Here is a 12,491-nt window from a genome sequence, read left to right as displayed (position 1 = left end):
AAACGGACGCCCCGGTTCATAGCATTAACTTATGCCGCCTGACGGCCTTAGCGCAGCAGGATTTTCCCCTGCATCCACGTCACCGCCGTGCCGCTCATCAACACGCGATTGCCCTGCAATTCACAGCGCACATCGCCGCCACGCGCAGAAACCTGACGGGCCAGCATATTCGTTTTACCGAGTTTTTCGCTCCAGTAAGGTATCAACATGGTGTGCGCCGAACCGGTGACCGGATCTTCCCACACGGCTTCTCCCGGAGAGAAGAAACGGCTGACAAAATCGTAATCATCCGTGCCGCGCGCGGTAATCGTCACCTTATGTTCAACCGGTATCATCGCCGAAATATTAGGAGTAACCGCCTCGACCTGTTCGCGGCTCGCCAGCTCAATCAGCCACGCCCGCCCTTTGCGCGCGGCAACGTAATCCGTAATGCCCAGCGCGGCCAGCATTTCAGCCGGTGGCGTTTGCTCTACGGTTTGCCCGGCGGGGAAATCCAGCGTCAGCCACTCACCTTCGCGGCTGACCGTTAACCGACCGGACGCCGTATCAAAGTGAATACGCGCATCCGGGTAATCCATATGATTGAAAATCACGTGCGCCGTCGCCAGCGTGGCGTGCCCACACAGATTGACCTCATTGCGCGTCGTAAACCAACGCAATTCAAAGCCGCCTTTCGCCGGAATAAAGAAGGCGGTTTCCGACTGATTATGCTGTTTCGCGATTTGCTGTAATTGCTCATCAGGCAGCCAGGATTCCAGCGCGCACACCGCCGCCGGATTCCCGCCAAAGTTATGACGGCTGAACGCGTCAACCAGCCAGACAGGAAGGGTTTTCATCATAACGCTCCTTCGTGCAGATAAATGCTGCCGATGATGTAGGTCGTGGCCTGGCCGCCGATAAGCACCCGCTCGCCCTGCCATTCACAGCGCAATTCACCGCCACGCGCAGAAACCTGCCGCGCCTGCATCTGCGTTTTGTGTAATTTGTCGCCCCAGTAAGGGATCAACATGCTGTGCGCCGAACCGGTAACCGGGTCTTCCGCCACAGATTCGCCCGGACAGAAAAAGCGGCTGACAAAATCGACCTCATCCCCCGGGGCCGTGACGCAAACCATTTTGCCGAGCGGCAGCATGGCGTGGATGTCCGGCGTCAGCCCTTCTACCTGCTGTTGATTTTTCAGCACCACCAGGTAATCACGCGCCACGCGGACCTCTTCATAGTGATCAATGCCGAGCGCGCTCAGGAGTAGCGCCGGAGGCTCCACGGCCTCGGTTTTCCATGCCGGGAAATTCAGCGTCAGCCAGTCGCCGCTGCGGGTTACCGTCAGCTCACCGACAAAGCGCGTCGAAAAACGAATTTCTGTGTGCGGGTAATCGAGGAATTCAAAAATAACGTGAGCGCTGGCGAGCGTGGCGTGCCCGCAGAGATTGATTTCGCCCTGCGTGGTAAACCAACGCAATTCAAACCCGTCATCGGTGCGTACGAAGAATGCGGTTTCGGACTGGTTGTGCTCCTGCGCCATTTTCAGCAGCGTCTCGTCGGGCAGCCATTCGATAAGCGGACACACCGCCGCCGCATTCCCGCCAAACGTGCGGTCGCTGAAAGCATCAACCATATAAAACGGAGTTTCCTGCATAACCAGTATCCTTTTTTTATAACCACTTAGTAACATTAATAGCGTCTTTGCCCACGAATTACGAGCCTCCTTCTATATTCCGCCGCTGCTTTTTTCTTTCTGTCCAATTCGACGTAGAGCGTAACGCTAACCATCACCGCGTCATCACCTTCTGTTATGAGATCTTAGTCACAAAACGGTTGTGTTTTGCACAATGATGGTTTTAAGATCGGCGTCTCTTCTTACCGTTATCCATCCAGAAAACTGACATGACAACAAACACGGTTTCACGCAAGGTCGCGTGGCTGCGGGTGGTCACTTTGGCCATTGCCGCTTTTATCTTCAATACGACGGAATTTGTGCCGGTTGGGCTGCTGTCTGATATCGCCCACAGTTTCTCGATGGAAACGGCACAGGTGGGGATCATGCTGACCATCTACGCCTGGGTTGTGGCGTTGATGTCGCTGCCGTTTATGCTGCTCACCAGCCAGATGGAGCGGCGCAAGCTGCTGATCGGCCTGTTTGTGGTGTTCATTGCCAGCCATGTGCTCTCGTTCCTCGCCTGGAATTTTACCGTGCTGGTTATTAGCCGCATTGGCATTGCCTTCGCCCACGCCGTGTTCTGGTCGATTACCGCTTCTCTGGCGATTCGTCTTGCCCCGGCGGGCAAACGCGCCCAGGCCCTGAGTCTGATTGCCACCGGTACCGCCCTGGCGATGGTGCTGGGTTTGCCGATCGGTCGCGTCGTCGGCCAGTATTTCGGCTGGCGCACCACCTTCTTTATCATTGGCCTTGGCGCGCTCATCACGCTGGTTGCGCTGATTAAGCTGCTGCCAAAGATTCCAAGCGAACATTCCGGCTCGCTGAAAAGCCTGCCGCAACTGTTCCGCCGTCCGGCACTCATGAGCCTGTATCTGCTCACCGTGGTTGTCGTGACCGCCCATTACACCGCGTACAGTTACATCGAACCGTTCGTGATTAACGTGGCCGGCTTTGATGCCAACTTCGCTACCCTGTTGCTGTTAGCACTGGGCGGCGCCGGGATCATCGGTTCGGTTATCTTCGGTAAGCTCGGCAACCATCACGCCTCTACCCTGGTCAGCGGTGCCATCGGCCTGTTGACTGCATGCCTGGCGTTGCTGGTATTAGCGGCTGAAAATGAGATTAGCCTCGCCGTGCTGAGCATCATCTGGGGCGTGGCAATCATGATTATTGGCCTGGGAATGCAGGTGAAAGTGCTGGCGATTGCCCCGGATGCCACCGACGTGGCGATGGCGCTGTTTTCCGGTATCTTTAACCTCGGGATTGGCGCTGGCGCGCTGGTCGGAAATCAGGTCAGCCTACATTTTTCGATGGCCAACATCGGCTACGTCGGTGCGGTTCCAGCGCTGGCGGCGCTAGTCTGGTCAGTCATTATTTTCCGCCGCTGGCCAGTGACGCTCGAAGAGCCGGTTCAACAGCCCTGAACCGGCAAACGCCTGCTTAGATATATTGTTCGCCCCGGCTGAAGCTCCAGTCTTCAGCCTGGTTGAACTGAATCGTCACCATCACATCCTCCGGGCTGATGCCCACCTTTTCAGCAAGCCCCGCGCTCAACGCCTGATAAAATCGCCGTTTCTGCTCTGCACTGCGCGGTTTTCCGGCGGTGATCAGCACCTGGATAAAGTCATCACTGCGCCCTCCGCTCAGATAGTGCCTGTCGTAAACGCGCTGACTGGCGGGGAGCCGCTCGAAAATCTGAAACTTATCCTGCGCTGGGACGGCGAATTCACGCACCAGACAGTCATGCAGTGTGTCCGAGATAATGGCTAACGCTTCTTCACTGAGGGTGTCGCGACATACGATTCGGATTAACGGCATCCGCTTTCCTCCGCGGCCAGGCAACCAAGTGCGCTAACGGCGGCGGGCCATCCGGCATAGAAGGCCAGGTGGGTGAACAGCTCGGTGATTTCTGTTTCGCTCAGCCCATTCTGCCGCGCGAACTGCAGGTGCCATGGGATTTGTTGGAGGCGCCCTTGCGCAGCCAGCACCGCCAGAGTGACCAGGCTGCGATCACGCGCAGAGAGTTCAGGGCGTTGCCAGATATCATCAAACAGTATCTCCTGACTGAGTGCTGCCAATTTAGGGGCATATCGGGCCAGGCTTTCGCGGTCGAGTGAGGGATTCATTGTGTTTCTCCAGGTTGACAGTCACGCTATCCTCACGCAATAGTTCCATCCTGAAAATCAAATTATTCGGCATTAATCATCCCGAAAATCAGGAGTGACGGCGTGAAAATCCCTTCGACGTTAGATCTCGATGCCCTGCGTAGTTTTGTTATCGGCATCGAATCAGGCAGCTTTGCCCACGCCGCGCTTAAGCTCGCCCGTTCAACCTCTGCCGTCAGCGCTCAGTTGAAAAAACTCGAGTTACAGTGTCACGCCGATCTGGTGGTAAAACAGGGCCGACATGTGCGACCCACGCCGCAGGGGGAAATGCTGATGGGCTACGCCAGACGGCTGTTGGCGCTGAATGATGAAACGCTGCGTGCGCTACGCGGCGAACTGCTGAAAGGCGAAATCCGCATCGGAATGCAGGAAGATTTTGGGGAGTCGTTGATGCCGGGCATTCTTGGTAAATTCAGCAGATTGCACCCGGAGTTACGCATCCACGCCCGCGTCGACAGGAACGCTCCGCTGATCGCCGCGCTGGCAGAAAACAGTCTCGACATCGCGCTAATGTGGCAGCCACCCAATTCCCCAGAACAAGGTGAACTGCTGACGCGCTGCCCGCTGGAATGGATTTACCATCAGGATGTAAACCTTGAAGCCTTGCTTGCTAACGGAAAGCCGCTGCCGCTGGTGATGTTCGACAGCCCTTGTTTGATGCGTTCGAGGGCGATTGAATGCCTCGACAACGCGGGCATCCCGTGGCAAATCACTTTCGTCAGTCACAGCCTCAGCGGTGTCTGGGCAGCCGTACAGGCAGGACTGGGGCTGACGCTAAGAACGCATTTTGGCCTGCCCGAAAACCTGTTAACGGCGGGTTCGCGACTGCCTGCTCCGGGAAATCTGGGAATAACCCTGGCCCAAAACGCATCATCCTCTGAAGACAGTCAGGTGCAGGCGGTGTTTGCGGAGCTCATAAAAGACGCGGTGGCGGGACAAAACGGATAAATAATAAAGGCGACAATCTGCCGCCCTTTGCGATTGCGAAAGTGTTACGCGTGATAGGTGGTGATAATTTCCAGCACGCCGTTGATGATGAACTGCACGCCCATACAGACCAGCAAAAAGCCCATCAGACGGGAAATGGCTTCGATCCCCCCTTTCCCGACCAGGCGCATAATCGCCCCTGAGCTACGCAAACAGCCCCACAGGATAATCGCCACGCTGAGGAAAATTAGCGGCGGCGCAACCACCACAACCCAGGCAGGAAAATTAAAACCGTGATTTACGGTAGAGGCCGAACTGATAATCATCGCGATGGTCCCCGGCCCGGCGGTGCTCGGCATTGCCAGCGGGACGAAGGCGATATTGGCGGTCGGCTCTTCTTTCAATTCCTCAGATTTGTGGCGTGCCTCCAGTGAATCATGCGCCTTCTGCTGCGGGAACAGCATCTTGAAACCGATAAAGGCGACGATCAGGCCCCCGGCGATACGCAACCCGGGAATCGAAATCCCGAAGGTATTCATGACTACCTGGCCTGCGTAATACGCCACCATCATGATGATAAAGACGTAAACCGATGCCATCAGCGACTGATGGTTACGCTCGGCGTTGTTCATGTTTCCGGCCAGACCAAGGAACAGCGCCACGGTTGTCAGGGGGTTTGCCAACGGCAAAATCACCACCAGCCCAAGGCCAATGGCTTTAAATAGTTCCAGCATTACTCAACACTCCTGTGATTGCAGTCACTTGCCGGCTGAGTATAAGAGCATTCCCGTCGCTGTGACTATGGCTAATTCATGACGAAATTTTACCCTCACCTGACCATAACGGCAGGTTATCCTTCAGCCACTTATCGCGCAAAAAGTGTGCCGTGAAGCGTTTTAGCAATTTGTGGCATAAGCTTATCCATTCAGTTGACTTATGGTTGCCTGGGCAATAATATCCCCCGCAACTAAACTACTTGCCAGGGCAACCTTTGTGAAAAGCACCAGTGATCTGTTTAACGAAATCATCCCACTCGGTCGCTTGATCCACATGGTCAACCAGAAAAAAGATCGTCTTCTGAACGATTATCTGTCGCCTATGGATATCACCGCTTCGCAGTTCAAAACCTTGTGCTCGATTCGCTGTGAGGTGTGCATTACCCCGGTTGAACTGAAAAAAGCGTTGTCGGTCGATCTCGGAGCCTTGACCCGAATGCTCGACCGCCTGACCTGTAAAGGTTGGATTGAACGTCTGCCAAATCCGAATGATAAGCGTGGCGTGCTGGTGCAGTTGACACCAGACGGCGCGGCAATATGTGAGCAATGCCACCAACTGGTGGGACAGAACCTGCATCAGGAATTAACAAAAAACTTAACGGTGGATGAGGTCGCAGCCCTTGAGCTCCTGCTTAAGAAAATCCTGCCGTAAACAGAATAAAGAGGTAAGTCGCGATGTCCAGACGTAACACTGACGCTATCACTATTCATAGCATTTTGGACTGGATCGAGAGCAATCTGGAATCACCACTGTCGCTTGAGAAAGTGTCAGAGCGGTCCGGTTACTCCAAATGGCACCTGCAACGGATGTTCAAGAAAGAAACCGGACATTCACTGGGTCAATATATTAGAAGCCGTAAGCTGACTGAAATCGCACAGAAGCTGAAAGAGAGCAATGAGCCGATCCTGTATCTGGCTGAGCGCTATGGCTTTGAATCCCAGCAGACGCTGACGCGTACCTTTAAGAACTATTTTGACGTGCCGCCGCACAAATATCGCATCACCAATATGCCCGGTGAGTCGCGTTATCTGATGCCACTGAATCACTAAATCGCCAAAATATTATCGCCTGCACAAGACGTATCGAGGAAAAAATGAAACTGTTCGCCTCCGCCGCCCTCACCTTATTGGTGCTGGTCTCCGGCCAGAGTTTTGCGGAGCAATCCACTTACCCGGCAAGTAACGCGGCCCGTGACACAATGCTTATGCCTTCATCACAGGACCGGTCGCCGTTTGACTTCAACCATATGGGTTCGGGCAGTGACAAATCCGACGAACTGGGCGTGCCATACTATAACGGAAACTCCCAGTAACTCTTTTGCCCCGCTTCTGCGGGGCTTTTTTCTGCCCGCCTTACCCCTGCATCACTTTCGCCCGACGCAATCGCAAGCCAAACACGTTGATGTACAGCCCGGCCATGATCAACCCAGCGCCCATCAGCTGTAACGCCGACAGTGATTCATCGAGCAGCAGCGCTGCACTGGCAATACCGACCACCGGCACCAGCAGCGAAAGCGGCGCCACACGCCAGGTTTCATAGCGCCCCAACAAAGAGCCCCAAATTCCGTAGCCGACAATCGTCGCGATAAACGCCAGATACACCAGCGACAGAATGGTCGTCAGGTCGATATTAACCAGGCTTTGCTTCATTGCCGTTGATCCATCCAGCAGATACGACGCCAACAGAAACGGCACAATAGGGATCAGCGCACTCCACACCACCAGCGACATTACCGGCGGACGCGACGCGTGCTGCATGATTTTCTTATTGAAGATATTGCCGCAGGCCCAGCACAGCGCCGCCGCCAGCGTCAGGAAAAAGCCGAGCAGCGCGACGTGTTGCCCGTTCAGACTCGCCTCAATCAACACCAGCACGCCAAATACCGCCAGGGTGATCCCCGCCAGCTGTTTACCCTGCAAACGTTCGCCAAACACAAACGCGCCCAGAATAATGGTGAAGAACGCCTGTGCCTGTAATACCAGCGATGCCAGCCCGGCCGGCATGCCGAATTTAATCGCACAGAACAGGAAGGCAAACTGACCGAAGCTGATGGTCAGCCCGTAACCGAGCAGCAAAGAGAGCGGGATTTTCGGGCGGGCGACAAAGAAAATGGCCGGAAACGCGACCAGCATAAAACGCAGGCCCGCCAGCATAAGCGGAGGCATATTGTGCAGTCCGACTTTAATGACCACAAAATTAAGTCCCCAGACGACGACCACCAACAGCGCTAACAGCCCATCTTTCCGCGTCATAACCAGCCTCTGAAAGTTTAAATTTTTGTAAACAGAATCAAAGTATCGAAAAACGTGGGCGAGGAACAGATCATTATTTTTAGCAGGTGTTCAAGGCACTTAGGGATAAATTAGGATCTGTACAAGCCCCCGGACGCCGTGATAATTGTGATAACACACAAAATAATAACATTAGCAATTTGTCGGGCTAAACCATGAAATCCTCTCTAAAGCGTTCAACCTCAGCGTTGCTGGCGTCGTCGTTGCTGTTAACTATCGGCCGCGGCGCCACGCTGCCGTTTATGACCATCTACCTCACGCGCCAATATGGCATGAGCGTTGAGGCCATCGGCTATGCGTTGACCCTTGCGCTCACCGTCGGGGTTATTTTCAGTCTTGGCTTTGGCATCATGGCCGACAAATTCGATAAAAAACGCTACATGATTGTCGCCATTGTGGCCTTTATCGCCGGATTTATCGCCATTCCGCTCGTGCACAGCATCGCCCTGGTGGTGTTCTTCTTTGCACTCATCAACTGCGCCTATTCGGTCTTTTCGACGGTGTTAAAAGCCTGGTTTGCCGACGCGCTAAGCGTGAGCGACAAGGCGCGCATTTTCTCACTCAACTACAGTTTTCTGAACATGGGCTGGACCGTCGGCCCGCCGATTGGCACCTGGCTTGTGATGTACAGCCTGCAATTGCCGTTCTGGCTGGCTGCCGTCTGTGCCGCCTTCCCACTGGTGCTGATTCAGTTTTACGTGCAGCGCGGCGCGCAAAGCGATGAAGAGAAAATCACTACCGTCTGGCAGCCGTCGGTGCTGCTGAAGGACAAGGCGCTGTTTTGGTTTACCCTTTCTGGCCTGCTGGCGTCCTACGTCGGCGGCTCGTTTGCGACCTGCATTTCGCAGTACGTGCTGACGATTGCCGATAACGCGGATTTTGCGCAAAAAGTGGTGTCAGTGGTGCTGCCGGTTAACGCGGTGGTGGTGGTCAGCCTGCAATACATTGTCGGGCGCAAAATCACCGCGCGTAACATTCGCCCGTTAATGGCTGCGGGCACGCTTTGCTTCCTGTTGGGTCTGGGCGGCTTTATGTTCTCGGGCGAGAATTTACTTTACTGGGGTGTGGCCGCGGCAGTGTTTACTCTCGGTGAAATCATTTATGCACCGGGCGAATACATGCTGATTGACAACATCGCCCCGCCGGGCATGAAAGCGAGCTATTTTTCCGCACAGGCGCTGGGCTGGCTGGGTGCCGCCGCCAACCCGATGCTGACCGGGCTTATTCTCACCTCGTTACCGGCCTGGACGCTGTTCGCGATTATGATGTTGGTGATCGTGCTGGCGTGGTTGATGATTCTGCGCGGCATGAGCGTGAGAGCCTGGGACGGCGCGTTAAAAACCGCCTGACCGAGCGTTATTCAGCGCCGATTGGGCTCGCCGCAATCCAGCGCTGAATAACCGCCTGACTCTCGTCATCGGCCGGATTAAACACCATCATCGTTAGCTCCGGCCGCCCTTCTACCGCAAAAGTCGAAAACTCCAGCGCAATGGGCCCCAACTGCGGGTGAAGCAGACGCTTTAAACCCTCGCCGTGTCCGGCCACATCATTATTGCGCCAGTACCGGGCGAAATCCTCGCTTTGCGCGGAGAGTTCCGCCACCAGACGATCAATCTCTTCCGAGGCGCCCGAGCGCGCTGCGTCTGCCCGAAACGCATTCACAATCAGCCGTGCCACCCCGTCCCAGTCTTCCTGCATTTTTCGGGCTTCCGGATCGGTAAACAGCAGCCGCAGAATATTGCGCTGTTCCGGCTGCAGCTGGCCATAGTCTTTCAGGACCACCGCCGCCGGACGATTCCACGCCAGAACCTCCCAGGTCGCCGTTTTGATAATCGCCGGAATGCTAAAGCTGTCCAGCACCCGCTGCAGGCGCGGCGTCATAGTATCCGACGCATTCAGGCGATTTTCCGGTGGATGACCGAAGGCCAGAATAAACAGGTGGTCACGTTCTGGTGAAGTCAGTCGCAACCCTCCGGCAATGCGGTTCAGCACTTCCCGCGACGGCGCCCCGCCGCGCCCCTGCTCAAGCCAGGTGTACCAGGTCGGGCTGATGCTGGCGAGCTGCGCCACCTCTTCACGCCGCAGGCCCGGCGTACGGCGGCGACCGGGCACGAAGCCAAACGACGCCGGATCGAGTCGCAGGCGGCGGGCGCGCAGGAAATCGCCCAGAGGATTATCGGAAAGTAGCGTCATAATTAACCTGTTAGTGTTTATACCCTGATAATGTCACTACTTTAATAGTAATAGACGACGGCATACGCTGTCCCCTGAAATTCATTCAGGAGACAGGCTATGCGTATTTTTGTTACCGGTGCGACGGGTTTTATTGGCTCGCGCGTGGTGTCGAATCTCTTAGCGGACGGTCATCAGGTGACAGGCCTGGTACGTACGGCAGAGGCCGCGCGTCAGTTATCCGACCTCGGCGTCACGCCCCAGCGCGGCACGCTGGAAGACCCGCAAAGCTGGCTCTCTGGCATCGAAAACTGCGACGCGGTGATCCACACCGCCTTCGATCATGATTTCAGCCAGTTTGTCGCTAACTGCGAAAAAGACCGTCGGGTGATTGCCGCCATCGGCTCGGTGTTAAAAGGCACCTCTCGTCCACTGATTATTACCTCCGGCACCGCCATGGGTGATGATGAGAGTGGCCAACCGGCACGGGAAGATTTTTTCAACCCGGCTAACCCGAACCCGCGTAGAGCGTCTGAACTGGAAGGCAATATCCAGCTGGCGGCGGGCGTTGACGTGCGCGTGGTGCGTCTGCCGCAGGTACATAACACCGAACGTCAGGGGCTGCTGAGCTATTACATCCCTCTCGCTCAGGAAAAAGGGATGGCCGCGTATATCGGCGAGGGTAAAAACAGCTGGTGTGCCGCGCACGTCGATGACGTCGCCCGTCTGTACGTGGGGGTGTTGGAACACGGCGAAAGCGGCAAACGCTATCACGCGGTTGCGGAAGAAAGCATTACCTCCCGCCAGATTGCAGAAGTGGTTGCGGAAGGATTAGGTGTGCCTTGCGTGTCGCTGAAAGCAGAGCAGGCTGAGGGACATTTTGGCTGGTTCGCGCTCTTCGCCACCCACGATCTTCGCGCCAGCGGGGAATGGACGCGCCAGCAGCAGGACTGGCAGCCATCAGGTCCAGGATTGATCGACGATTTGCGTAATTTGGATTATTCGCTGTTTGTGAAATAACGGTGTCGATTCAGTGAGAATTGCCCGGCGGCGCAAGCTTGCCGGGCCTAAGGACGGGCCTACTTTTAATGATGCAACATCTCATCCACCACCTGGTGCGTATACAGCTGCTCAGGATAATACGTCGGCCAGTTATCCATCTCTTCTAACAATGTCGCCTGTGAAGTGTTGCCGCTGAAAATATGGAAATGCTGAGACTGACGCGGCCCGATGGTGTGATCGCTGAACTGTACGAATTTCGGCGCGGCACTTTTGCTGTCGGTACATTCAAACAGGTAGCGCACGCCCTTTTTCCCGGACGCATAGTGCAGGATTTTGTAGCCGTCATAACGGTATTCACACGACGCCGTTTTATCGCCGTTATGAAACGCCATCACATTGTTTTCAATTTCGATTTTTCCGACGCTCGTTTTGTATCCCACCGCGTAATACGCTTTGATTTGCTCTGCGGTTTTGCCGCCGTCCTTCTGCGCTTTCTGCTTAAAGACCGGGTCCAGATCCCCGCTTTGCAACAGCGGATAGACCGACTGCCAGATGCCATCCCAGTCGGAAAGTGGGCGATCGCGGACGTCAGCGTCGTTAAAAATGCCCGAAGCCGCTTTTTGTTCGGCCTCGGTCATCTGATGTCCGTGTGAATGGGCGAGTGCGCTGCTGCTGGCCAGCAGGCCCAGAATGGTCAGAGTGAAACGTTGAAAAGACACCATAAATCCCTCGGGTCAATGTGAAAAAATAAAATGTTATATCATAACATTTAACACATCAACCCTTCGGGCAATCAAATCGTGACCATACCGCGCACGCCGTCGGCTTCCATATTTTCGCCGCGTCCCTGCTGCACAATGGTGCCGCGCGACATCACCAGATACTGGTCCGCCAGGTCAGCGGCGAAATCATAAAACTGCTCCACCAGCAGAATCGCCATATCGCCCCGGCGCGCCAGCTGGCGGATCACCTCGCCAATCTCTTTAATCACCGAGGGTTGAATGCCTTCGGTCGGTTCATCGAGGATCAGCAACTGTGGGCGACTCGCCAACGCCCGGCCAATCGCCAGTTGCTGCTGTTGCCCGCCAGAGAGATCGCCGCCCCACCGCTGTTTCATCGCCCGTAGCACCGGGAATAGCTGATATATTTCGTCGGGCACCTCACGCGCCTCGCGGGCAGAAAACCGCGACATGCCGAGCAGCAGGTTTTCTTCAACGGTCAGACGGGGAAAGATTTCGCGGCCCTGCGGCACGTACGCCATTCCCGCCTGCACCCGCTGATGCGGTTTCCGCTGCATGAAGGCCTGATTTTGCCAGTTCACGCTGCCGCTGCGAGCCGGGATCAGCCCCATCAGGCATTTCAGCAGGGTGGTTTTTCCGGCGCCGTTGCGCCCCAGCAAACACGTGATTTCCCCCGGCTGCACGGTGAAGCTCACGCCGCGCAGAATATGGCTGCCGCTGTAATATTGATGCAGTTCCTGAACCTGTAACATTCGGCCTC

16 protein-coding genes are annotated in these 12,491 nt (G+C 55.5%); 7 read left to right on the top strand and 9 right to left on the bottom strand.

Annotated features, from left to right (window positions below; translation table 11 throughout):
* Nucleotides 1–47 precede the first annotated feature (47 nt).
* On the bottom strand, nt 48–836 hold the full coding sequence (locus tag A8O29_RS11415; RefSeq protein ID WP_125354501.1) for a PhzF family phenazine biosynthesis protein: 789 nt from the start codon (nt 834–836) through the stop codon (nt 48–50).
* A complete protein-coding gene (locus A8O29_RS11410; RefSeq protein WP_125354496.1) occupies nt 836–1,636 on the bottom strand; it encodes a PhzF family phenazine biosynthesis protein in 801 nt (266 codons plus the stop codon). Before A8O29_RS11410 ends, A8O29_RS11415 begins: the two co-directional genes overlap by 1 nt.
* 248 nt (nt 1,637–1,884) lie before the next feature.
* Between A8O29_RS11410 and A8O29_RS11405 the strand changes: the two genes are divergently transcribed.
* A complete protein-coding gene (locus tag A8O29_RS11405; protein WP_125354495.1) occupies nt 1,885–3,081 on the top strand; it encodes a sugar transporter in 1,197 nt (398 codons plus the stop codon).
* Nucleotides 3,082–3,097: 16 nt separating this feature from the next.
* On the opposite strand, the gene A8O29_RS11400 is transcribed toward A8O29_RS11405, so the two are convergent.
* Both A8O29_RS11400 and A8O29_RS11395 read right to left on the bottom strand, forming a co-directional pair.
* Nucleotides 3,098–3,475 carry a tautomerase family protein gene (locus A8O29_RS11400; protein ID WP_125354494.1) on the bottom strand — a complete coding sequence of 126 codons (378 nt, stop codon included), beginning with the start codon at nt 3,473–3,475 and terminating at the stop codon, nt 3,098–3,100.
* The gene (locus tag A8O29_RS11395; RefSeq protein WP_125354493.1) at nt 3,466–3,783 is read right to left on the bottom strand and encodes a carboxymuconolactone decarboxylase family protein; all 318 of its coding nucleotides are present in this window, start codon (nt 3,781–3,783) and stop codon (nt 3,466–3,468) included. The genes A8O29_RS11400 and A8O29_RS11395 overlap by 10 nt, the downstream gene beginning before the upstream one ends.
* 102 nt (nt 3,784–3,885) lie before the next feature.
* Here A8O29_RS11395 and A8O29_RS11390 point away from each other — a divergent pair, with 102 nt between their 5' ends.
* A complete protein-coding gene (locus A8O29_RS11390; RefSeq protein WP_246316653.1) occupies nt 3,886–4,770 on the top strand; it encodes a LysR substrate-binding domain-containing protein in 885 nt (294 codons plus the stop codon).
* A gap of 44 nt (nt 4,771–4,814) precedes the next feature.
* Here A8O29_RS11390 and A8O29_RS11385 read toward each other — a convergent pair whose 3' ends face one another.
* Nucleotides 4,815–5,483, bottom strand: a complete 669-nt coding sequence (locus A8O29_RS11385; protein ID WP_159466178.1) for a MarC family NAAT transporter — start codon at nt 5,481–5,483, stop codon at nt 4,815–4,817.
* Nucleotides 5,484–5,742: 259 nt separating this feature from the next.
* Here A8O29_RS11385 and marR point away from each other — a divergent pair, with 259 nt between their 5' ends.
* The 3 genes from marR to marB are packed head-to-tail and all read left to right on the top strand — an operon-like array spanning nt 5,743 to nt 6,838.
* Nucleotides 5,743–6,177, top strand: a complete 435-nt coding sequence (marR, locus tag A8O29_RS11380) for a multiple antibiotic resistance transcriptional regulator MarR (RefSeq protein WP_110508245.1) — start codon at nt 5,743–5,745, stop codon at nt 6,175–6,177.
* 23 nt (nt 6,178–6,200) lie between these two features.
* Nucleotides 6,201–6,575, top strand: a complete 375-nt coding sequence (marA, locus tag A8O29_RS11375; RefSeq protein WP_125354491.1) for an MDR efflux pump AcrAB transcriptional activator MarA — start codon at nt 6,201–6,203, stop codon at nt 6,573–6,575.
* A gap of 44 nt (nt 6,576–6,619) precedes the next feature.
* The gene (gene marB / locus A8O29_RS11370) at nt 6,620–6,838 is read left to right on the top strand and encodes a multiple antibiotic resistance protein MarB (RefSeq protein WP_125354490.1); all 219 of its coding nucleotides are present in this window, start codon (nt 6,620–6,622) and stop codon (nt 6,836–6,838) included.
* Nucleotides 6,839–6,878: 40 nt separating this feature from the next.
* On the opposite strand, the gene eamA is transcribed toward marB, so the two are convergent.
* Complete coding sequence (gene eamA, locus A8O29_RS11365; RefSeq protein ID WP_125354489.1) at nt 6,879–7,778, bottom strand: O-acetylserine/cysteine exporter; 900 nt, start codon at nt 7,776–7,778, stop codon at nt 6,879–6,881.
* 194 nt (nt 7,779–7,972) lie between these two features.
* Between eamA and ydeE the strand changes: the two genes are divergently transcribed.
* Nucleotides 7,973–9,166 (top strand): efflux MFS transporter YdeE, encoded by a 1,194-nt coding sequence (gene ydeE, locus A8O29_RS11360; RefSeq protein WP_125354488.1) that lies wholly within the window; start codon nt 7,973–7,975, stop codon nt 9,164–9,166.
* Nucleotides 9,167–9,173: 7 nt separating this feature from the next.
* On the opposite strand, the gene A8O29_RS11355 is transcribed toward ydeE, so the two are convergent.
* Nucleotides 9,174–10,010 (bottom strand): helix-turn-helix transcriptional regulator, encoded by an 837-nt coding sequence (locus tag A8O29_RS11355; RefSeq protein ID WP_125354487.1) that lies wholly within the window; start codon nt 10,008–10,010, stop codon nt 9,174–9,176.
* Nucleotides 10,011–10,109: 99 nt separating this feature from the next.
* Here A8O29_RS11355 and A8O29_RS11350 point away from each other — a divergent pair, with 99 nt between their 5' ends.
* Nucleotides 10,110–11,009 (top strand): SDR family oxidoreductase, encoded by a 900-nt coding sequence (locus A8O29_RS11350; RefSeq protein WP_125354486.1) that lies wholly within the window; start codon nt 10,110–10,112, stop codon nt 11,007–11,009.
* Nucleotides 11,010–11,074: 65 nt separating this feature from the next.
* Here the strand turns inward: A8O29_RS11350 and zinT are convergent, their stop codons facing one another.
* Together zinT and urtE are read right to left on the bottom strand one after the other, a co-directional pair.
* The gene (zinT, locus tag A8O29_RS11345) at nt 11,075–11,689 is read right to left on the bottom strand and encodes a metal-binding protein ZinT (RefSeq protein WP_420854025.1); all 615 of its coding nucleotides are present in this window, start codon (nt 11,687–11,689) and stop codon (nt 11,075–11,077) included.
* 95 nt (nt 11,690–11,784) lie between these two features.
* Entirely contained in the window at nt 11,785–12,483 is a 699-nt protein-coding gene (gene urtE, locus A8O29_RS11340; protein ID WP_125354484.1) for an urea ABC transporter ATP-binding subunit UrtE, read from the bottom strand.
* Nucleotides 12,484–12,491: the final 8 nt, after the last annotated feature.

It is taken from the genome of Scandinavium goeteborgense (genome assembly GCF_003935895.2).
Taxonomy (GTDB): domain Bacteria; phylum Pseudomonadota; class Gammaproteobacteria; order Enterobacterales; family Enterobacteriaceae; genus Scandinavium; species Scandinavium goeteborgense.
The sequence above is the reverse complement of the archived record's forward strand: the minus strand, read 5'-3'. Positions and strand labels throughout refer to the sequence as shown.

Excerpts from the sequence above, each read along its gene's own strand:
- eamA (WP_125354489.1), bottom strand. The coding sequence starts at position 7,778 with ATGACGCGGAAAGATGGGCTGTTAGCGCTGTTGGTGGTCGTCGTCTGG.
- ydeE (WP_125354488.1), top strand. The coding sequence starts at position 7,973 with ATGAAATCCTCTCTAAAGCGTTCAACCTCAGCGTTGCTGGCGTCGTCG.
- marB (WP_125354490.1), top strand. The coding sequence starts at position 6,620 with ATGAAACTGTTCGCCTCCGCCGCCCTCACCTTATTGGTGCTGGTCTCC.
- A8O29_RS11385 (WP_159466178.1), bottom strand. The coding sequence starts at position 5,483 with ATGCTGGAACTATTTAAAGCCATTGGCCTTGGGCTGGTGGTGATTTTG.
- A8O29_RS11400 (WP_125354494.1), bottom strand. The coding sequence starts at position 3,475 with ATGCCGTTAATCCGAATCGTATGTCGCGACACCCTCAGTGAAGAAGCG.
- A8O29_RS11405 (WP_125354495.1), top strand. The coding sequence starts at position 1,885 with ATGACAACAAACACGGTTTCACGCAAGGTCGCGTGGCTGCGGGTGGTC.
- A8O29_RS11355 (WP_125354487.1), bottom strand. The coding sequence starts at position 10,010 with ATGACGCTACTTTCCGATAATCCTCTGGGCGATTTCCTGCGCGCCCGC.
- urtE (WP_125354484.1), bottom strand. The coding sequence starts at position 12,483 with ATGTTACAGGTTCAGGAACTGCATCAATATTACAGCGGCAGCCATATT.
- marA (WP_125354491.1), top strand. The coding sequence starts at position 6,201 with ATGTCCAGACGTAACACTGACGCTATCACTATTCATAGCATTTTGGAC.
- A8O29_RS11395 (WP_125354493.1), bottom strand. The coding sequence starts at position 3,783 with ATGAATCCCTCACTCGACCGCGAAAGCCTGGCCCGATATGCCCCTAAA.
- A8O29_RS11350 (WP_125354486.1), top strand. The coding sequence starts at position 10,110 with ATGCGTATTTTTGTTACCGGTGCGACGGGTTTTATTGGCTCGCGCGTG.
- A8O29_RS11415 (WP_125354501.1), bottom strand. The coding sequence starts at position 836 with ATGAAAACCCTTCCTGTCTGGCTGGTTGACGCGTTCAGCCGTCATAAC.
- A8O29_RS11410 (WP_125354496.1), bottom strand. The coding sequence starts at position 1,636 with ATGCAGGAAACTCCGTTTTATATGGTTGATGCTTTCAGCGACCGCACG.